The organism is Ruegeria sp. C6, from assembly GCF_056537625.1.
In genome coordinates this window covers 1-18,630 of the sequence record NZ_JBQFRW010000003.1, presented here as the reverse complement: position 1 = coordinate 18,630, position 18,630 = coordinate 1, and the positions used below count along the sequence as shown (strand labels likewise).

18 protein-coding genes and 1 tRNA gene are annotated in these 18,630 nt (G+C 57.4%); 13 read left to right on the top strand and 6 right to left on the bottom strand.

What is annotated here, in order from left to right; translation table 11 throughout:
- The first annotated feature begins 1 nt into the window (after position 1).
- From ACR0MJ_RS11625 to ACR0MJ_RS11615, 3 genes are read left to right on the top strand one after another with little or no spacing between them, the layout of a single operon-like run.
- Entirely contained in the window at positions 2 to 1,513 is a 1,512-nt protein-coding gene (locus ACR0MJ_RS11625; RefSeq protein ID WP_170391820.1) for a tripartite tricarboxylate transporter permease, read from the top strand.
- Positions 1,503 to 2,690 (top strand): CoA transferase, encoded by a 1,188-nt coding sequence (locus tag ACR0MJ_RS11620; RefSeq protein ID WP_170401215.1) that lies wholly within the window; start codon positions 1,503 to 1,505, stop codon positions 2,688 to 2,690. Before ACR0MJ_RS11625 ends, ACR0MJ_RS11620 begins: the two co-directional genes overlap by 11 nt.
- On the top strand, positions 2,687 to 3,454 hold the full coding sequence (locus ACR0MJ_RS11615) for a citryl-CoA lyase (RefSeq protein WP_480706619.1): 768 nt from the start codon (positions 2,687 to 2,689) through the stop codon (positions 3,452 to 3,454). Before ACR0MJ_RS11620 ends, ACR0MJ_RS11615 begins: the two co-directional genes overlap by 4 nt.
- A gap of 263 nt (positions 3,455 to 3,717) precedes the next feature.
- On the opposite strand, the gene ACR0MJ_RS11610 is transcribed toward ACR0MJ_RS11615, so the two are convergent.
- Positions 3,718 to 3,791: transfer RNA gene (locus ACR0MJ_RS11610), tRNA-Cys, on the bottom strand.
- 225 nt (positions 3,792 to 4,016) lie between these two features.
- Here ACR0MJ_RS11610 and ACR0MJ_RS11605 point away from each other — a divergent pair.
- From ACR0MJ_RS11605 to ACR0MJ_RS11595, 3 genes are all read left to right on the top strand, one after another.
- Complete coding sequence (locus ACR0MJ_RS11605; protein ID WP_170512169.1) at positions 4,017 to 4,670, top strand: protein-L-isoaspartate O-methyltransferase family protein; 654 nt, start codon at positions 4,017 to 4,019, stop codon at positions 4,668 to 4,670.
- Between the two features lie 95 nt (positions 4,671 to 4,765).
- A complete protein-coding gene (locus tag ACR0MJ_RS11600) occupies positions 4,766 to 6,184 on the top strand; it encodes a TolC family outer membrane protein (protein WP_170391809.1) in 1,419 nt (472 codons plus the stop codon).
- A gap of 73 nt (positions 6,185 to 6,257) precedes the next feature.
- On the top strand, positions 6,258 to 6,995 hold the full coding sequence (locus ACR0MJ_RS11595; RefSeq protein ID WP_170420962.1) for a hypothetical protein: 738 nt from the start codon (positions 6,258 to 6,260) through the stop codon (positions 6,993 to 6,995).
- A 3-nt stretch (positions 6,996 to 6,998) separates the two neighbouring features.
- On the opposite strand, the gene ACR0MJ_RS11590 is transcribed toward ACR0MJ_RS11595, so the two are convergent.
- Positions 6,999 to 8,456, bottom strand: coding sequence for a cobyric acid synthase (locus tag ACR0MJ_RS11590; RefSeq protein WP_480761060.1), 1,458 nt, complete (start codon positions 8,454 to 8,456; stop codon positions 6,999 to 7,001).
- Between the two features lie 60 nt (positions 8,457 to 8,516).
- Between ACR0MJ_RS11590 and ACR0MJ_RS11585 the strand changes: the two genes are divergently transcribed.
- Entirely contained in the window at positions 8,517 to 9,086 is a 570-nt protein-coding gene (locus ACR0MJ_RS11585) for a cobalamin biosynthesis protein CobQ (protein WP_170391803.1), read from the top strand.
- A gap of 73 nt (positions 9,087 to 9,159) precedes the next feature.
- Here the strand turns inward: ACR0MJ_RS11585 and ACR0MJ_RS11580 are convergent, their stop codons facing one another.
- The gene (locus ACR0MJ_RS11580) at positions 9,160 to 9,480 is read right to left on the bottom strand and encodes a DUF6280 family protein (protein WP_008757056.1); all 321 of its coding nucleotides are present in this window, start codon (positions 9,478 to 9,480) and stop codon (positions 9,160 to 9,162) included.
- Positions 9,481 to 9,699: 219 nt separating this feature from the next.
- Here ACR0MJ_RS11580 and efp point away from each other — a divergent pair, with 219 nt between their 5' ends.
- Positions 9,700 to 10,263, top strand: a complete 564-nt coding sequence (efp, locus tag ACR0MJ_RS11575) for an elongation factor P (protein WP_170391801.1) — start codon at positions 9,700 to 9,702, stop codon at positions 10,261 to 10,263.
- 44 nt (positions 10,264 to 10,307) lie between these two features.
- Here efp and ACR0MJ_RS11570 read toward each other — a convergent pair whose 3' ends face one another.
- Both ACR0MJ_RS11570 and ygfZ read right to left on the bottom strand, forming a co-directional pair.
- On the bottom strand, positions 10,308 to 11,243 hold the full coding sequence (locus tag ACR0MJ_RS11570) for an ABC transporter transmembrane domain-containing protein (protein WP_480761058.1): 936 nt from the start codon (positions 11,241 to 11,243) through the stop codon (positions 10,308 to 10,310).
- A 106-nt stretch (positions 11,244 to 11,349) separates the two neighbouring features.
- The gene (gene ygfZ / locus ACR0MJ_RS11565) at positions 11,350 to 12,087 is read right to left on the bottom strand and encodes a CAF17-like 4Fe-4S cluster assembly/insertion protein YgfZ (RefSeq protein ID WP_480761056.1); all 738 of its coding nucleotides are present in this window, start codon (positions 12,085 to 12,087) and stop codon (positions 11,350 to 11,352) included.
- A 73-nt stretch (positions 12,088 to 12,160) separates the two neighbouring features.
- On the opposite strand from ygfZ, the gene ACR0MJ_RS11560 reads away from it, so the two are divergent.
- Positions 12,161 to 12,835, top strand: coding sequence for a TIGR04283 family arsenosugar biosynthesis glycosyltransferase (locus ACR0MJ_RS11560; RefSeq protein WP_170391795.1), 675 nt, complete (start codon positions 12,161 to 12,163; stop codon positions 12,833 to 12,835).
- Between the two features lie 844 nt (positions 12,836 to 13,679).
- Here ACR0MJ_RS11560 and ACR0MJ_RS11555 read toward each other — a convergent pair.
- Positions 13,680 to 14,549 (bottom strand): MurR/RpiR family transcriptional regulator, encoded by an 870-nt coding sequence (locus ACR0MJ_RS11555; protein ID WP_170391793.1) that lies wholly within the window; start codon positions 14,547 to 14,549, stop codon positions 13,680 to 13,682.
- Positions 14,550 to 14,671: 122 nt separating this feature from the next.
- Between ACR0MJ_RS11555 and ACR0MJ_RS11550 the strand changes: the two genes are divergently transcribed.
- Genes ACR0MJ_RS11550 through ACR0MJ_RS11535 form a run of 4 tightly spaced genes read left to right on the top strand, consistent with a single transcriptional unit; the run spans position 14,672 to position 18,446 of the window.
- On the top strand, positions 14,672 to 15,463 hold the full coding sequence (locus ACR0MJ_RS11550; RefSeq protein ID WP_170420971.1) for an N-formylglutamate amidohydrolase: 792 nt from the start codon (positions 14,672 to 14,674) through the stop codon (positions 15,461 to 15,463).
- Positions 15,460 to 16,044: a TRAP transporter small permease subunit gene (locus tag ACR0MJ_RS11545; protein ID WP_170420973.1), complete on the top strand. Its 585-nt coding sequence runs from the start codon at positions 15,460 to 15,462 to the stop codon at positions 16,042 to 16,044. The genes ACR0MJ_RS11550 and ACR0MJ_RS11545 overlap by 4 nt, the downstream gene beginning before the upstream one ends.
- Positions 16,041 to 17,360 (top strand): TRAP transporter large permease, encoded by a 1,320-nt coding sequence (locus tag ACR0MJ_RS11540; protein ID WP_170391787.1) that lies wholly within the window; start codon positions 16,041 to 16,043, stop codon positions 17,358 to 17,360. Before ACR0MJ_RS11545 ends, ACR0MJ_RS11540 begins: the two co-directional genes overlap by 4 nt.
- Positions 17,361 to 17,411: 51 nt before the next feature.
- A complete protein-coding gene (locus ACR0MJ_RS11535) occupies positions 17,412 to 18,446 on the top strand; it encodes a TRAP transporter substrate-binding protein (protein WP_170512155.1) in 1,035 nt (344 codons plus the stop codon).
- Positions 18,447 to 18,630 lie beyond the last annotated feature (184 nt).

The following is an 18,630-nucleotide window of genomic DNA, read 5'->3' as shown; positions in this document are numbered from 1 at the left end:
CATGCTTGAAGGATTGTTGATCGGCCTACAAACGGCATTCTCCATCCAAAACCTGTTGATGGTCATAGCGGGCTGTCTGATTGGTACATTCATCGGCATGCTGCCCGGTCTTGGGCCGATGTCGATCATCGCCATTATGATTCCGGTCGCCATTTCGATGGGCGATCCGTCCGCCGCATTGATCCTGCTTGCCGGTGTCTATTACGGCGCGATCTTTGGTGGCTCGACATCTTCCATTCTTCTGAACGCGCCGGGGGTCGCGGGAACCGTGGCCTCAAGCTTCGACGGCTATCCGATGGCTCGTCAGGGCAAAGCCGGGAAGGCGCTCACAGTTGCCGCTATCGCCAGTTTCGCCGGGGGTACGATAGGCGCGCTGCTACTGATGGTCTTTGCGCCTGCATTATCCTCGGTCGCACTGCTGTTCCACTCGGCTGAGTACTTTGCCTTGATGGTAGTGGGTCTGTCCGCCATCGCCGCTTTTGCGGGAACCGGACAGGTGGCCAAGGCAATTGTCATGACCATTCTCGGGCTGATCATGGCCACCGTCGGCGAGGGCGCGCTGTTCAACTTGCCGCGTTTCACGATGGGGATCATGGATCTGCAGTCCGGCTTTGGTTTCATCACGCTTGCAATGGCGATGTTTGCCCTGCCCGAAGCGCTGTTTCTGGTTCTCAAACCCAAGGACCTGCAAGGCGACGAAGGCGAAATCAAGGACCTGCGCATCACAGGATCCGAGGCAAAGGCCATCGCTCCGGTGGTTGGTCGCCAATCTGTGCAGGGTTTCTTTATCGGTGTGCTTCCGGGGGCAGGGGCAACGATTGCCAGTTTCCTTGGCTATGCGGTTGAACGCAATATTGCCCCGAAAGAAGAGCAGGAGGAGTTCGGCAAAGGCTCGATCAAAGGTCTGGCAGCACCCGAGACAGCTAACAATGCTGCCTGTACCGGTTCCTTTGTTCCGTTGCTGACGCTCGGCATTCCAGGTTCCGGAACTACGGCCATTTTGTTGGGCGCCCTGATCGCGCTGAATGTGACACCGGGTCCGCGCCTGATGATCGACGAGCCACAGGTATTCTGGGCTGTCATCATGTCGATGTTCATTGGCAATCTGGTGCTGCTGATCCTGAACCTGCCGTTGATCCCCTATATCGCCAAGGTGCTTGCAGTACCGCGCAACTATCTGATCCCGTTCATTTTGTTCTTCACCCTCATGGGGGCCTATATCGGGCAGAACAATGCCACGGAACTGCTGATATTGGTCGGCTTCGGCGTCTGCGCCACAGCACTGAAATTTGCCGATTACCCTCTGGCACCGCTGCTGATCGGTTTCATCCTTGGCGGCATGATGGAGGATAACTTCGCCCGTTCCATGCAGCTGTATGACGGCATCGCCTTTATCTGGGAACGTCCGATGACGCTGGGCCTGTTGGTGATTGCCCTCCTTCTGGTGCTGTTGCCCAGTTACCGCGCACGTCGCGCCAAGGCGCGAGCGGCAGGCGTGGCCGATGGCGACTGAGCCACTTTCAGGCATCCGGGTTCTTGACCTGACTAATGTCCTGGCCGGGCCGTATTGTTGCTACCAACTGGCCCTGATGGGGGCCGAAGTGATCAAGGTCGAACGCCCCGGCAGCGGAGATCTGGCCCGTGTGCTGGGGGCGGATCCTGATCGGAACAAGGCCGGCATGGGCATCAGCTTTCTGGCGCAGAATGCAGACAAGAAATCCGTGACTTTGGATATGAAGGCTGATCGGGGAAAGGCTCTGCTCAAGCGGCTGGTCAAGACTGCCGATGTGCTGGTCGAGAACTTCCGGCCCGGCGTGATGGACCGGCTTGGGCTGGGGTATCAGGTTCTGCGCGCCGAGAACCCCAGACTGATTTATTGTGCCATCAGCGGGTTTGGTCAGGATGGACCACGCCGGGATGACCCGGCCTATGACCAGATCGTGCAGGGGATCAGCGGTGTCATGTCAATCACAGGTGCGTCGGATACCGCGCCTTACCGGGTCGGCTATCCTCTGGCAGATACCGTCGGCGGGATGACGGCGGCCTTTGCCATAAGCGCGGCCTTGAATGCCAACCCGCGCGGGGCATTCCTTGATGTCGCAATGAACGAGGCGGTGGTTTCGACCATGGGGTGGGTGGTGTCCAACTATCTGGTCGGTGGCGTGACTCCTGCGCCGCATGGGAACGAAAACACAACCTCGGCCCCGTCCGGAACTTTTGCCACATCCGACAACCCTATTAATATCGCCGCCAATCGCGACGAACAATGGCATGCGCTCGCCCAACATCTGGGCCGCGCCGACCTTTTGACGCATCCGGACTACCTAACCCGCGAGGATCGCAAGACCAACCGGCATGAATTGCGTCAAGAGCTGGAACGCACGCTTTCTACCCGTCCATCCAGTGATTGGGTCCAAGAGTTGAATGCGTTGGGTGTACCGGCCGGGCCGGTTATGACGGTGCCGCAGGCTTTGTCCGACGATCAACTCTCAGGTCGCGGGCTGATTGGAACTCTGTCGGCGCACGGAGAGAGGTTACGCCTTGCGGGCAGCCCAGTGGTCATTGATGGCGCACGCCGCATGCCACGATCCGCGCCACCGGATCTTGGGGCCGACAACCTCTCGATTTGGGCCGAGCTTGGACTGTCGGACGCAGAGATCGAAACGTTGCGACATGAGAGGGTGATATGAGCGATGTTGCCGATTGGTGGCGCACCGCCATCATCGATATGGAGCCCGGGCGCATTGAACTGCGTGGCCAGCCGATTCAAGACCTGATCGGCAATCTGGGTTTCGCTGAAATGATCTGGTTTATGGTGCGGGGTGACAGACCGACACCTGCGCAGGCTCGATTGTTCGAGGCCGCTTTGGTCGCCGCCGTGGATCACGGCCCGCAAGCCCCCTCGATCGCGGCTGCACGAATGGCGGTGACCTGCGGGCTGTCTCTTAACAACGCGATGGCGAGTGCTGTTAACATGCTGGGTGACATCCATGGTGGTGCCGGCGAGCAGGCGATGGAGCTTTATCACTTTGTAGACGCCCATGCCGAAGGCCCAGAACAGGCATTGGACGACTGGATCGCCGAACGCGGGAAGATACTGCCGGGTTTCGGGCATCGGTTCCATACACCGACGGACCCGCGCGCACCCCGGCTGATGGCCCTGGTTGCTGATGCAGTCGAACAGGACGCCTGCGAAGGTCGGTTCATGAAAGTCGGGCAAGCCGTGGAAACCGACCTGATGCGCCGGAAAGGCAAGCCGGTGCCGATGAATATCGATGGTGTCACGGCAGTGATCTATGCAGAGCTAGGCTTTGCCCCGCCATTGGCACGAGGCTTGTTTTGCCTTTCGCGGTCGGTCGGCATTCTGGCCCATGCCTGGGAGCAGACTCAGCAAGGCGGACGCAACAAAGGCCCTACGCCACCCCACTACCGCTGGACTTATCTAGGCGATTGAAGTTGAGGTATGCCGCCTGTCGTTCCTCATGGCTTCAGGTGCCTTTTATCCAGATTCTGAAACACGGCGACATAGTTTGTCGCCAGCGCCTTCGCTTTGCAGCCAACACCGTCTAGAACTGCGTAGTACAGGAGCCGGAGAATTTTGGTGAAGTGCCGAAACAGCTGGCGCAGGTGGGACTGGCGTAGCGTGTTGTCGTTTTCCAGGAAAATGCGCACAAGGCGGACAACGTAATCGCCCTAAGTCAATGATCTAGAGTGAATTGGAGGCGAGTACCGGAATCGAACCGGTGTACACGGATTTGCAATCCGCTGCGTCACCACTCCGCCAACTCGCCTTTTTAAGCAATATCAATAACTTGCCGTGGTGTGATGGGCGTTCTATCAGCTTTCAGGATGAACGTCCATAGCCTTGAGTGCGATTATTTCTGTCTTGTTTGGAAATTTGACAATACCCCAATGGTACGTTTTTGCCGCGCCCGGAAATGCAATCTGGCCCGTTGCTGCAGGCAGGCGGATGTGGCAAAAGCCAGATAACAGTCTGATAAGGAATGAGCGATCACATGACAGATTTCGCAGCCCGGCGCCTTACGATGGTTGATACTCAGGTCAGGCCCTCGGATGTGACCAAATTCCCTATCATTGATGCGATGCTGAGCGTTGCGCGCGAAAATTTCGTGCCGGATGCGCAACGTGAGGCAGCCTATGTTGGTGATCTGGTCGAGTTGGGTGATGGACGTTGTCTGCTTGAGCCCAGGACGCTGGCTAAGATGTTGGACGCAGTCAACATTTCCAATGATGAAGTGGTGCTGGATATTGCGCCGGGGCTGGGTTACTCAACCGCAATTGCCGCGCGAATGGCAGAGTTGGTTGTGGCAGTCGAGTCCGACCCGGCATTGGCGGCTGAAGCTCAGACGCTTCTGATGGAAGCTGATGTAGACAACGCCATTGTTCATGAAGGACCGCTTGAACAAGGCGCGGTTGAGCATGGACCCTACGATGTGATCATGATTCAGGGTGGGGTCGAGCAGCTTTCAGACACTTTGCTGGATCAACTCAAGGATGGGGGCCGGATCATTTGCCTGTTCATGGAGGGTGATCTTGGCACGGTTCGTATGGGTCTCAAGTCCTCAGGCCGTGTCTCGTGGCGATTTGTATTCAATGCTAGCGCACCGATTTTGCCCGCATTTTGCGCTGAGTGTGCATTTTCGCTATAGTTGGTAATAGAAGTATTTTGATGCCTTGATTACTTGAAAACACCGGCGCAAACTGCGCTGGTGGTTGCGTAATTTCGATTTGAGAGGACTTAGTTATGCGCGGGACGACGACAGGAAAGCTGGTCAAAGGCCTGACCTTGGCTGCTGGTGTTGCATTAAGTGTGATGCCCGGAAGGTCGGTTTGGGCAGATAATCTGACCGATGCATTCATCGGCGCGTATAACACCAGCGGCCTGCTTGAGCAGAACCGTGCCTTGTTACGCGCAGCGGATGAAGATGTCGCCATTGCGCTCTCGGCGCTGCGTCCGATCATCAACTGGACCGTGCGGGTGAGCCGGGATTACACGCGCACCAATACGAGCAGCTTGATCACGACGCGCGAGCCTTCGAGCTTTTTTTCCGGTCTCACGCTGAGCCAGTTGATCTATGACGGTGGCGCTTCCATCCTTGGCAAGCAATCGGCGCAGGAAACTGTGCTATCCACCCGTCAGTCTCTTATTGATATTGAACAACAAATCCTGATCAGAGCCGCGAACGCCTATCTAGGTGTTCTGCTGCAGGAAGAGACGGTTGCGATCCGCCAGAACAACGTGGAAGTGTCGGCGGAAGAACTGCGCGCATCACAGGATCGCTTTGAAGTAGGTGAGGTTACACGTACCGACGTTGCCCTGTCCGAGGCACAATTGGCCAGCTCTCAGGCCGATTTGGCGGTCGCACGTGGTAACCTGAGCATTGCGCAGGCTGAATACGTAAACGCCGTTGGCAAGACACCTGGGCGGACGGCTGGTCAGCCAAGGCTGCCCAACCTGCCGCGTTCAGAGGCGGATGCGGTGAATTTGGCTCAGCGTAACCACCCTGCGATTCTTTCCGCACAGCATCAGGTGCGTGCGCTGGACCTGATCGTGCAGCAGCAGCGTGCAAATCTGGGTCCGAATGTCAGCCTGAATGCGGATGCGGGCATTACCGAGAGCTACGACAATGACGATTACATCAACGATGCGACGATCTCACTGAACTTCAATCAGCCGATCTATTCCGGTGGCGGTCTGGCGGCAGCGGTGCGTCGTGCGATGGCAACTCGTGATGCGTCGCGTGCCAACCTTCTGAACGTTCAGAAAGACATCACACAAGGTGTTGCCGATCGCTATGCTGCGTTTCAGGCGGCAACTGCAAGCCTGCGGGCGTCAACGGAACGGGTTCGTGCTTCGCAGGTGGCGTTTGACGGTATTCGTGAAGAAGCAACGTTGGGTGCACGGACGACCTTGGACGTCCTGAATGCCCAGCAGGATTTGCTGGACGCGCAATTGGCCGAGGTAGCATCCCGAACCGAGCGGTCGCGGGCTGCATATGAACTGCTGCAAGCCCAGGGGCTGTTGACGGCAGAGCGTTTGGGTCTTGCAGTGCAGATCTATGATCCGACCCTGTATTACAACCTTGTGAAAAAGGCGCCGTCGCAGGTCAGTAAGCAAAGCCGCGATCTGGATCGAGTGCTCAAGGCATTGCGCCGCGACTAAAGGGCATCGCTACCTGTTGTGGCGCTGGCTCAGATTGGCTACAATCGGGCCTAGGTTAGAGCGGTAGAAAATAATGTCAGATCGTGTTGTAAGCGCCAATATTCAGGACGTTCTTTCGTCGGTTAAGCGAATGGTCGACGAGGACGCGCATGACGAATCAGAATTCATATTTGTTCCGACGGCCCCGGCTGCCAAGCCGGGCCGGTTGGTTTTAACGGATGCGCTGCGCGTCAGCAATGAACCGCTGATCGCCAAGAAGGCCGCGCCCTTGAAACTGATGCCCCAGCATAGCGCGGGTGACAGTACCGCAAAGCAGGCCGCAAATGCGCCAAGCAACCCTGCCGAACCGATGCGGCTGCAACCCAGCGATATTGTGCGCGCTGGTGATGTCGACGCCAAGGCAGACGCACCAAAGCGCGACCTAGCGGGAAGCCTCAGCGCCAAGATTGAAGCTTTGGAAGCTGCTATCGCGCGCACCGAGGATCAGTGGGAGCCTGATGGCGAGAGCGATGATGACTACTCTGGCACCAAGACGCAGGCTGTTGAATGGCCAGTAGACAGGGCTTTTGCGCAGTCCCAGGCGGCTGAACCAAAATCCGAAGCCACATTTATTCGCGACCCGGAGGTGGTGGAAGATATGGCACAGAAGCCGACCGATGTTACAATCGGAGAAGAGGAATTGCGCGAACTCGTCGCCCAGATCGTCCGGGAAGAGCTGCAGGGCGCGCTGGGCGAACGGATCACGAAAAACCTGCGCAAGATGGTTCGGCGTGAGATCACGCGGGCGATCGCCGCAGCGGATGTTGACTGAGGTCTAACTGGTGCGTGGCGTCTGCGCCATCGCGAGAAGCAGATCCAGATCCATATGCTGTTCCAGATGGTCGGCAAGGTCGTCCAGCACTTGTTCGACGCCGTCTTCGTAAGCTGTTTCCGATGTCACGCCAAGTTCTGCCAGATAGCTGGCGCGAAACGTGTCCGAGGTGAAAATCCCATGCAGATAGCTGCCGCGTATGCGCCCATTGGCGCTGGCGGCACCTTCCGGGCGACCTTCGATCTGCAGCCAGGCCCGAGCGCAATCCGGGCCATCAGTACGGCCCATGTGGATCTCATATCCGCTGACGGGTTCATGACCGGGCAGGGCGGTTGCTGAGCGCAGGATAACCTGCTTTTCTCCGGCCATTGTCGTGCTGACATCCAGCAATCCCAGCCCTTCGACCCGACCGGGGCGTCCATCGACGCCATCGGGGTCCGAGATGGTTTTGCCCAGCATCTGATAACCCCCGCACAGGCCCAGAACATGACCCCCGCGGCGGACATGGGCATAAAGGTCGATATCCCAACCCTGCGCCCGGAAATAGGCCAGATCGCCGATTGTAGACTTACTGCCCGGCAACAGCGCCAGATCGGCATCTCCGGGCAGGGGGCGGCCTGCTGGGATGATCTCGACCGTAACGCCTGGTTCGGCGGAAAGCGGGTCGAGATCGTCGAAATTGGCCATCCGCTCAAGCTGAGGCACAGCGATCTTGCATGCCCCCCCGGTATGAGAGCGGATGTCCATCATGTCTTCTGCCGGCAGCTTCCATGCATCATGGAACCAGGGCACCACGCCCAGGCAGGGCCAGCCGGTCCGGGATGCGATATCGTCGCGCCCTTCATCGAACAGGGAGACATCGCCCTTGAAGCGGTTAATCGCAAAGCCCCGGATCATCGCAAGGTCCCCGGCCTCCAAGACGGCTTGCGTCCCCATGATCTGAGCGATCACGCCACCCCGATGAATGTCGCCCACCAGAACCACCGGAACCTGTGCGGCACAAGCAAATCCCATATTGGCGATGTCACCCTTGCGCAGGTTAGTTTCTGCCGGACTACCCGCGCCTTCGATCAACACCAGATCAGCGTCGCTGCAAAGCCTTTCAAAGCTTTCCAGAGCCGCCCCCAGCAGCTTAGACTTGTCCTTGCGATAATCGCCCGCCTTCATTGTACCTGCGCGCTGGCCCTGAAGAATGATCTGCGCGCCGGTATCAGTTTCGGGTTTGAGCAGGATTGGGTTCATATCCGTATGCGTCGGTCGTTTGGCCGCCCGCGCCTGCAGGGCTTGCGCGCGCCCGATTTCGCCGCCGTTTTCCGTAACAGCGGCATTGTTCGACATGTTCTGCGGCTTGAACGGAGCCACGCGCAACCCGCGTCGCGTATAGGCACGGGCCAACCCGGCCACCAAAACCGATTTGCCGACATTGCTGCCGGTGCCTTGAATCATGATGGACCGCGCCATGGCCTGTCTCCTATGCTCGGGCGCAGATGACCTGATTTAAGGCCAAAGGAAAAGCCCCATATGAATACGCCTGCGCATCTTTTGATCGGTGCTGCTGTTTTTGCCCGCCCGGCCCGGGGCGCGACGCTATGGGCAGCTCTGTTTGGGTCCTTGTTGCCGGATTTGTCGCTATACTTGATGGCCGGCGTTTCGCTGCACATCCTGAACATCCCGGCACAGGTGGTGTTTGATCAGCTTTACTTTTCACCCGCGTGGCAAACCGTATTCGCCATCGATAACTCGTTCATTTTGTGGGGAGTGGCACTTGCACTCGGGCTGTGGCGCGGCTGGCACCTGCTGACCATTGGCGCATCCGCAGGGATACTTCATTTGGTGATGGATTTCCTATTGCACGCAGGCGATGGCCGACCGCAGTTCTGGCCGATCAGTTCATGGGTCTTTCACAGTCCGATCAGCTATTGGGACAGCACACATCATGCAGCTTGGATCGCGCCGATCTCAGTGACGATTTGCATTGCCGCCTATGTGGTGCTTTGGCAGCGCGGCCTGTCGGTTTCGGCAAAACTGTTCTTTGCGCTGTTACTGGCGGCCGAGCTTTGGGTGGCGTGGCAATGGATCATGTATTTTTGATCTGACCAATCAGCCCAAAGAAAAACGCGCCCCGATGTCAGGGCGCGTTTTTTCAATCGGATGCGGGGAACAATCAGGCAGCTTCGGCCTGCTGAGCCGCATTCCGGCGTTCGCTTTCTTCGCGGGACAGGGCGACGGACGTCCGTACGCCGCGACCAACAAATTCCATCAGCCCGCCTACAACCCGCTCATTGGGGTCGATGCCGGCGCACGATAGTACTTCGCGCCCATCGCGCGAACGTGCCCAACGGGCAATTTGTTCCGGTCCGTTGCCATACTTCTTGTCGTCGGCGATGGCATCATCCAGAGCAGCCAGTACAACGGCTGCGAAAAGTTTGCGTGCACGATTGCCTTGTTCGTTGTTAAAGGCAGTGCCGTCAACGAAATCTCTCATCTCGTCTTTCCTGTTTTTCTTGCTCTTGCAATTTTCGGCGTGACGGTCCTTATGACCTATTACATGCGATTCGGATACACCTAAAATGCATAGTTGCGTTGCGTCATTTGCATGGCTCGCTGCAGGTGCAGCACTAGGTTTCGTTGTCTTGTCAGGTGTGGTCACGCCAGATATAGGGACGAGAACTGACGCATCAACCGTTTGTGAAGGATTTAAGTCATGCCCAAGATAAATGGGAACGAAATTCGCCCCGGCAATGTGCTTGAGCATAATGACGGACTGTGGGCGGCGGTCAAAGTGGATCACGTAAAGCCCGGCAAAGGCGGAGCTTTTGCCCAGGTCGAGCTGCGCAACCTGCGCAATGGCTCAAAGCTGAACGAACGCTTCCGTTCGGCCGACAAAGTCGAACGCGTGCGCCTTGAGCAGAAGGATCAGCAGTTCCTGTACGAATCCGATGGCATGCTGGTGTTCATGGATTCCGAGACCTACGAGCAGATCGAACTGCCTTCGGAACTGCTGGGTGAGCGCCGCCCGTTTCTGCAGGACGGCATGACCATCGTAGTGGAGTTTTATGAAAGCGAGGCGCTGAACGCCACGCTGCCCCAAAAAGTGACCTGCAAGATCGTCGAGACCGAGCCGGTTGTGAAGGGTCAGACTGCGGCGAACTCGTTTAAGCCAGCGGTTCTGGACAATGGCGTCAAGGTCATGGTGCCACCTTTTATCGGGCAGGATGAGATGATCGTAGTGAATACCGAGACCATGGAGTATTCCGAACGCGCGTAAGCGGACGATAGTTCGGTGCAAAAGGGTCGCTCTGCGGCCCTTTTTTAGCTCCGAATGCGATAGCGCTCGGGATGATCTCCAAACAGCTCCAGCATCAGTTCGTACTTGATGCGATTGGCGCTGACCTGTCGGTAGAACGCGATCAAGAAAGCGGTCGGGCCTTGAATGCGTCCGAGACCGCTTATCGCGGCCACGACGGTGCCGACATCGGTTTTACCCTGCAACACCAGCCAGCCGCCCAGCATCAGAATCCCAACAGTCCCTGCGCCATTGATGACACTCAGCAGGAACTTGGCCGAGAGTTTCCAGATGAACATCTTGCGGCGGGTCTCGAATATCTCGTCGAACTGTTTCTCAATCGCTCGCGATGTCGCCTCGATATCCTCGTGCGTCAAGCGGTCGGTCGCGCTGCGCAGGATTCGAACACGCTCGGCCACGAAGATGTTCACTTTTCGCTGAGAGGCCAGAACGATAATGATCTGCGGAACGATCATGGAAAGTGCGATCAAGCCCAGCCCCGGTTGGGTGGAAGAGATGTAGCCGATTACGCTGATCAATGTGCCGATTTGCACCACGGGGTCAGAAAATGCACCGCCTGCGAACTTACCCAGCTCTTCCGCCTCAGCGGATACGGCCGTTGTCATCGTGCCCGAACGAAGGTCTTGCCCCTCTTCGCTGAGATCGATTGATCGGGCAAGCAACCGTCCCCGGATCAGTCGGATGATGTCCTCGCCCAGCGTTCCAGAGCGATACCCGAGCACCCATTTCAACGTAAGGCTCAACAGGATGACGCCCATCATCCCAGCGCCCAGCAACAGCAGGCGATCCACTTCGATGCTATCAGATGTCAGGTGATTGACGATGTCGCGCTGGAACTCAAGCGGAGCAGCCGCCAGCGCAGCCACCGCCAATGACAGCAGAATAAGGATGATTTGCCGTCCGGCGCTGACACGCCATATCGCGGTATAGAGGCGAAACATGCACGTATCCCGTTAGGCCAATTGCAGTCAGTGATAGCGCGCGGCCCGGCCGCGTCAAATACGCAAACAGTTTCAAAAGAATGGGCGTGCCGGTTCAGCAACAAAATCAACCTGGCAGTTTTATCGTCGCGCCACCTGCCTGCATCTCGTCCCCCGCGCGATCCAGCCGAAGGTATGCGATCGCCTTTCCGCCAGACTGTGTAAACAACACCCCGGCGGGTTTACCACTGGAGTGAATCTCGGTCCCGACCGGAGCGGTGCCCGCGATCTCGACAACGCGCAGACCTTTGCGCAACTCAGTCTTGTGCTTCATGCGCGCGGTGACCTCTTGTCCGACATAGCAGCCCTTCTTGAAGTCCAAGCCATTCAGCGCCTCGAACCCGGACTCAAGAATATAGCTGTCTGGCGTCAGTTCGATGCTGGTTTCGGGGATACAGTGACGGACGCGGATCGCATCCCAGTCCGTACCGTCATCACTTTCCAGAGCGGTAGAATAAGCGCGCCATCCCAGATCAGGATGCCGCGGGTCGGGTAGGGCGCCCTCGGGCGCGGGGCCGGTGCCGCGTTGTACGTTCAGGTCGGTCTGGTCGATGGTCACATCTGCACGCAGCTTGTACATCGTCAGTCGTTTGGCAAGCCCGTCGGCCAGCACTTCGGCCACATCCAGCAGCACCGACTCACCGTCTCGTTTGAGAAAGAAGTCAGCCAGGTACTTGCCCTGCGGGGTCAGAAGGGCGGCGTAGACCAGCCCGTCGTCCAGCCGCTGCACGTCATTTGTGATCAGCCCCTGCAGAAAGCTATCAGTATCGTTGCCGGTCAGGCGCAGAATGCGGCGATTGGACATGGGTTGATCCTCGTCAATTCGTCTGGCTTCGTGATATAGGAAATCGCGCCGCCATGACCAGAGGGTTTCAGACGTGTCCGCCCCGATCAGCATCGTGATTCCGACCCTGAATTCGGGGCATTCCCTGCCGGGAACGCTGCAGGCTTTGATGGAAGGGCTTCATTCAGGCCTGATCCGAGAGTTAATCGTGACCGATGGCGGCTCAGATGACCCAACACTTGAGATGGCGGATGAAGCCGGAGCCATGATCGTAACAGGTCCGGCGTCAAGGGGAGGGCAGTTGCAAAGGGGGTGTGCCAAAGCATCTGGCGACTGGCTGCTGATCCTGCATGCCGACACCGAGTTGCAGTCAGGCTGGAGCGCCATCGTGGCAGAGCATCTGCGTTCGCACAGGCCAGCAGCCTTCCGATTGCGGTTTCGCGTCAGCGGGATTGGTGCCCGCTGGGTTGCTGGTTGGGCCAACCTGCGTAGCAGAGTGTTTGGTATGCCCTACGGCGATCAGGGGCTGTTGGTACGCCGCAGGGATTATGACTCTGTCGGAGGATTCCCAGATCAGCCACTGATGGAGGATGTCGCCTTGATCCGCGCTTTGCCGCGCCCGGTGCTGTTGAAAGCAGACGCGGTTACGAGTGCGGAACGCTATATCCGTCAGGGTTGGTTTCGGCGGGGCGCGCGGAACCTTTGGACTCTGGCGCGGTACTTTCTGGGGGCTGATCCGCATCTGCTGGCGCAGTCGTATCGGCGTTGAAGGCTGTGCGTAGCTCAACGATGGATTTGCCCAGACGAAACGGTGCAGCAAAACTTACCAGACATAGGGCAATGATCTGTAGTACCAAAATATGCGCATTCGCCTGCAGATATTCCCATTCATCCTTGAGCTTGCCGACCTGTTCGATCAGATCGTCATAGCTTTGGGCCAGGATCAGATAATCACCGGCAATCGCAGGCACCTTGCGCCGCATGTTGTCAATTGCGGTTTGTGTATCATCGTCCAGAGATGTGAAGACGAGAAATTGATCGATGCTGAAGGCATCCGCTTTCGCGGCCATCTCGCGGGCCTCATCCATGTCATCACTCGACGTGCGGCCGAATAGAAAATGCAGGCCTTGAAGCGGGGCTACTTCGTTCGTGACCGCGATGAACAACGGTAAATCGGCATTGCTTGCGGTTGAGGCGGACAGAAACTCTACCTTTTCGCACAAAACAGCTGTATCCGGGTCGTAAGCGGGGTCACAGAACCTCAGCCGAAACCGCGCGGCATCACGGTCGAATGCAAGCGTGGCGGCATAAGCAACGTCGATCTGCCGGTCCAGCCGCGAACTGTCCGAGGTGTAAAGCCCGGCCAACACGGCGACCAGCGCACCGATCCCACCCAATACGACCCAGACCAGATCCGCCAGTTTCCACGCCCGATGCCCTGCAGGTTTGCGGAACAGAAATCCTGTGCCAAACAGGCCGATCATAAAGGCCAGTATCAGCAGAGGTAATTGGTTTTCAGCGATGAATGTCATACGCCGGAGTGTACGGTCTGCGCAGCGTCTGACAACAGGGCTCACGCGCAGTTGTACCTTATGAAACGTCGCTACCTGACGTCAGGACCCCGAGCTTTGGCCGAACTTGCGAAACAGCTTCGTCCGGTCAAAGGCCTGCTCTAACTCGTCCGTGCGCTGCTTGACACTGTCCCAGAGACGTTCCTGCATTTCGGCAATGGCGCATTCCAATAGCACCATTAGCGAAGTCATGGAATCCCATGCCGAAGGCACTGCGATCCTTACCGCAAAGGTGTGTTTCGCCAGCCGGTGGATGGGGGATCGCCATTGATCCGTCAGCAGGACAACCTCGGCCCCGCGTTCATGGCAAAGCTGCCCGATCAACAAAGTAGTGTTCTCATAACGCCGCACATCCAAGGCCACCAGCACGTCGCCTTCGCGCACTTCGAGCAGATCGTGAGTCCACGACGCTGCATCTGACAGCAGCTTCACATCAGGACGGATCATCTGCAGGTGGAGGTAGAGATATTGCGCCAGGGTCCCGGTTATGCGTCCGCCGGTGATGAAAACACGCCGTTTGGGATCGCAAAGCATACGGCAGAAACTGTCAAACTCATCCGGGTCGACCTCATCAATCGAACGCCGCTGGTTCTCAAGCGCTTGGCGGGAGTAGCGGTTGAGAATGTGTTCTTCAGGTAAGTCATTCTGCCAGACATCCCGTTTGGCGACGGGCCCCGAGATCATCTCTTTCACTTCGCTACGTATCGCGGACTGAAACTGCGGATAGCCATCAAAGCCGGTTTTCTGAAGCATCCGCGCAACCGTGGCGGTGGAAACCGAGGCGATACTGGCCAGCTCGGTAATGCTGCCAAGCCCTGCCATGGGGTAATCATCCAGCAGCACGTTGACCAACTGCCGCTCGGTCGGTGTCATCATTTCGCGATGCGCAAGGAGCCTTTCTGTCACTCGCACGGAATACTCCTTTCCCTTTCTACCCATGTTTATGTGGAAAATTTGACAATGCAATCTGACTTGGGGAATTTTATACAGGAAATTTATTGACAGGTTAAGAACCTCTGTGGAATTTTTTCCAAATGGAATCACGTAGCGCCACTCTCACCTCTGCTCAGCCTGATTTCGGTCCCGTCGTTCACATCGACGACGCGCCGGAAGAGCCTTCGGTTGTGGTGGTGTGCGAACACGCCTCGCATCGTATCCCGGACGGACTGGGGGACATGGGGCTAAGTGCCGAGGCACTGCGCAGCCATATCGCGTGGGACCCGGGCGCGCTGCCGGTTGCACAGGCACTGGCCCAGCAGTTGAACGGCGTGCTGGTGCATGGCGGGGTGTCGAGGCTGGTTTATGACTGCAACCGCCCTCCCGAAGCCCCCGATGCTATGCCGGAATGCAGTGAAGACACACCGATCCCGGCGAACCTTGAACTGAGCGCCAATGCGCGTCAGCAGCGGATTGAAGGCGTATACGTGCCGTTTTGCCAAGGGCTAGAGGATGTTCTGATCCGTCATCACCGCACGCTAAAACTCATGGTGACGGTTCATAGTTTCACGCCGATATACCGCGGAACACCGCGCGATGTTGAGCTTGGTTTGCTGCATGGCCAGGACGCCCGCTTTGCCAAGGCGATGTTGGCCAGCGCCGCGCACGAGCTGCCCCTGGTTACTCGATTGAACGAACCCTATTCGGCGGCAGACGGGGTGGCGCACACTTTGGATCTTCACGCAGCGCCCAACGGATTGTTAAACGTCATGATCGAGATCCGGAATGATCTGATTCAGACAGCCGAGCAGCAGCGGGTCATGGCCGATTGTCTGGCCCCGTGGATCAATCGTACCATTGCTCCGTTCTGTAGCGGGGTGGGCGAATGATCAAGGCAATGTCAGCATATGTGCGTGTAGTCGATGCGGTGAACTACCGGATCGGGCGGGTCATGATGTGGGGCCTGTTCGTGATGATGGGCATCCTGCTGTGGTCCTCGATCTCGAAGACCTTCTTTCTGCCTTCGCTCTGGACGCTAGAAATGGCGCAGTTTGCGATGGTGACTTATTACATCATGGGGGGGCCGTATTCGATCCAACTGGGTTCGAACGTGCGAATGGATCTGTTTTACCATAATTGGAGCCATCGCCGGAAAGCCTGGTTCGATGCCTTCACGGTGCTGCTGCTTATCCTTTATCTGGGTGTACTGTTCTACGGTGGGCTTGGATCCACGGCGTACAGCCTGGGCTATTGGGGTGATGAGCCTGTCGCCTATTTCACAGGCCTTCTGACCGGCAGCGAAGAGGTCGGACGGCTTGAACGATCCTCCACCGCGTGGCGGCCATACATCTGGCCGGTCAAGGCGATCATGGTCTTCGGCTTCTTCCTGATGCTGCTGCAGGCGATATCAGAATTTTTCAAAGACATTGCGCGGATCAACGGGCAAGAGATCGGGGCAGCGCGGGCATGAGCCAGGAATTTATCGCAATCTTCATGTTCGCTTCGATGATGCTGATGCTGTTCACCGGGCAGCGCGTCTTTGGTGCCATTGGTGCCGTCGCAGCCATTGCGGCACTGGCGCTCTGGGGGACAGGCGGGCAGGACATTCCGTTTTCGGCGGCGATGAAGCTGATGAAATGGTACCCGCTGCTGACCCTGCCGATGTTCATCTTCATGGGCTATGTCCTGAGCGAAAGTCGTCTGGCCGATGACCTCTATCGCATGTTCCACGTCTGGATGGGGCCGGTGAACGGTGGGCTTGCCATCGGCACCATCGGTCTGATGGTGCTGGTCTCGGCCATGAACGGGCTTAGCGTGGCCGGTATGGCCATCGGGGCGACGATTGCGCTGCCTGAACTGCTGCGGCGCGGATACGACAAGACCATGGTGACGGGGGTCATTCAGGCCGGGTCGAGCTTGGGCATCCTTGTGCCGCCCTCGGTAGTTCTGGTGCTTTATGCCATGATCGCGCGGCAACCCGTCGGTCAACTTTGGCTGGCAGGCATTGTGCCGGGGCTGCTGATGGCGTCTTTGTTCATCCTCTACATCTGGATTCGTTGCCGGCTTCAGCCGCATCTGGGACCAGCGATGGAAGACGCGCACGAGGTCCCAAGGTCCGAGAAACTCCGTCTGCTCTGGGCCGGGGCACTGCCATTGATGATTTTCGCTGCGATGATGCTGCCGTTCGTGAACGGTTGGACCTCATTGGTAGAAAGTTCGGCCATCGGAGCGTTGGCGGCGCTTGTGGCGTCAGTCCTCAAACGTCGGATGACGTGGAAGATTTTCGAGGACTGTACCAAGCAAACCTTGGCCATCTCGTGCATGTTCATGTGGATCATCCTTGCGGCGCTAGGCTTCGGCGCGGTGTTTGACGGGCTGGGCGCGGTCAAGGCCATCGAGAACCTGTTCACCGAGCAGTTGGGGCTGTCACCGTGGCTGATCCTGATCCTGATGCAGCTCAGCTTTATCATCATGGGCACGTTCCTGGACGACACCGCAATGCTCGTCATCGTGGCGCCGCTCTATGTGCCGCTCGTGGGGGCGCTTGGCTTCGATCTGATCTGGTACGGTGTACTTTACACCATCACCACCCAGATCGCGTATATGACGCCGCCATTCGGCTACAACCTGTTCCTGATGCGCGCAATGGCTCCGCCAGAAATCAGCCTGCGGGACATTTACCGCTCAATCGTGCCCTTTGTCGGGGTGATGATCCTGGCGCTCGCAATAATCATGATATTTCCCGAGATCGCCTTGTGGCTGCCCGGGTATGTTTACGGAAATTAACCAGAAGGCCCGACACACGGGCACCCAAACTTAAACGGAGAGGAAATTGACATGACGACAAGACGTAAGTTTCTGAAAACTGCGGGGATAGGGGTTGCGGCGGCACCTTTGGCAACGCCTGCACTGGCGCAAAGCACGATCACATGGCGGATGCAGACATATGCCGGTCCTGCACTGGCCGAGCATGTGATCGACCCGGCTATCAAGATGTTCAACCAGATCGCCGGTGACCGTATGCAGATCGAGCTGTTCTACGCCGATCAACTGGTCCCGACCGGAGAGCTGTTCCGCGCTATGCAGAAGGGAACCATCGACGCGGTTCAATCGGATGATGACTCGATGGCTTCGCCCACCGAAGTCACTGTTTTCGGCGGCTACTTCCCGTTCGCTTCGCGCTATTCGCTGGACGTACCGGTGCTGTTCAACCAGTGGGGCTTGAACGAAATCTGGGACGAAGAGTATTCGAAGGTTGGCGTTAAACACATCAGCGCCGGCGCGTGGGACCCGTGTCACTTTGCGACCAAGGATCCGATCAATTCGCTGGAGGATATGAAGGGCAAACGCATCTTCACCTTCCCGACAGCAGGCCGGTTCCTCAGCCAGTTTGGCGTGGTACCCGTCACACTGCCGTGGGAAGACATCGAAGTTGCAGTTCAAACCGGCGAGTTGGACGGTATTGCCTGGTCGGGCATCACCGAAGACTACACCGTGGGTTGGGCGGATGTGACTAACTACTTCCTAACCAACAACATTTCGGGGGCCTGGGCCGGCCACTTCTTTGCCAATATGGATCGCTGGAACGAGCTGCCGGAAGATCTGCAAACTCTGTTCAAGGTCTGCTGTGACCAGTCGCACTACTACCGCCAGTGGTGGTATTGGGGTGGCGAGGCCAACCTGCGGGTTAACGGCACCAAGATGCAATTGACGACCATCCCGGATGAAGAGTGGGCGACGGTTGAAGAAGCTGCTGTTAAGTTCTGGGACGAAATTGCTGCGGAATCCGAGACCAAGGCAAAGGTCGTGGATATCTTCAAGCGCTACAACGCTGAAATGCTCAAGGCCGGGCGGCCCTATCGTTACGGATAAAATACTTGACCGGCCCGTTCTTTCGCGGGCCGGTCGTTACAGGGACAAAGAATTTTCGTCGAAAATTCTCGCATATCACAGAGGTATTGCATGCTGACATTTGAGCATTTGAAGGCTGAGGTTTCGTCTGGCGAGATTGATACGGTATTGGTTTGTCTGGTTGACATGCAGGGCCGTTTGATGG

Excerpts from the sequence above, each read along its gene's own strand:
- ACR0MJ_RS11625 (WP_170391820.1), top strand. The coding sequence starts at position 2 with ATGCTTGAAGGATTGTTGATCGGCCTACAAACGGCATTCTCCATCCAA.
- ACR0MJ_RS11620 (WP_170401215.1), top strand. The coding sequence starts at position 1,503 with ATGGCGACTGAGCCACTTTCAGGCATCCGGGTTCTTGACCTGACTAAT.
- ACR0MJ_RS11615 (WP_480706619.1), top strand. The coding sequence starts at position 2,687 with ATGAGCGATGTTGCCGATTGGTGGCGCACCGCCATCATCGATATGGAG.
- ACR0MJ_RS11605 (WP_170512169.1), top strand. The coding sequence starts at position 4,017 with ATGACAGATTTCGCAGCCCGGCGCCTTACGATGGTTGATACTCAGGTC.
- ACR0MJ_RS11600 (WP_170391809.1), top strand. The coding sequence starts at position 4,766 with ATGCGCGGGACGACGACAGGAAAGCTGGTCAAAGGCCTGACCTTGGCT.
- ACR0MJ_RS11595 (WP_170420962.1), top strand. The coding sequence starts at position 6,258 with ATGTCAGATCGTGTTGTAAGCGCCAATATTCAGGACGTTCTTTCGTCG.
- ACR0MJ_RS11590 (WP_480761060.1), bottom strand. The coding sequence starts at position 8,456 with ATGGCGCGGTCCATCATGATTCAAGGCACCGGCAGCAATGTCGGCAAA.
- ACR0MJ_RS11585 (WP_170391803.1), top strand. The coding sequence starts at position 8,517 with ATGAATACGCCTGCGCATCTTTTGATCGGTGCTGCTGTTTTTGCCCGC.
- ACR0MJ_RS11580 (WP_008757056.1), bottom strand. The coding sequence starts at position 9,480 with ATGAGAGATTTCGTTGACGGCACTGCCTTTAACAACGAACAAGGCAAT.
- efp (WP_170391801.1), top strand. The coding sequence starts at position 9,700 with ATGCCCAAGATAAATGGGAACGAAATTCGCCCCGGCAATGTGCTTGAG.
- ACR0MJ_RS11570 (WP_480761058.1), bottom strand. The coding sequence starts at position 11,243 with ATGTTTCGCCTCTATACCGCGATATGGCGTGTCAGCGCCGGACGGCAA.
- ygfZ (WP_480761056.1), bottom strand. The coding sequence starts at position 12,087 with ATGTCCAATCGCCGCATTCTGCGCCTGACCGGCAACGATACTGATAGC.
- ACR0MJ_RS11550 (WP_170420971.1), top strand. The coding sequence starts at position 14,672 with ATGGAATCACGTAGCGCCACTCTCACCTCTGCTCAGCCTGATTTCGGT.
- ACR0MJ_RS11545 (WP_170420973.1), top strand. The coding sequence starts at position 15,460 with ATGATCAAGGCAATGTCAGCATATGTGCGTGTAGTCGATGCGGTGAAC.
- ACR0MJ_RS11540 (WP_170391787.1), top strand. The coding sequence starts at position 16,041 with ATGAGCCAGGAATTTATCGCAATCTTCATGTTCGCTTCGATGATGCTG.
- ACR0MJ_RS11535 (WP_170512155.1), top strand. The coding sequence starts at position 17,412 with ATGACGACAAGACGTAAGTTTCTGAAAACTGCGGGGATAGGGGTTGCG.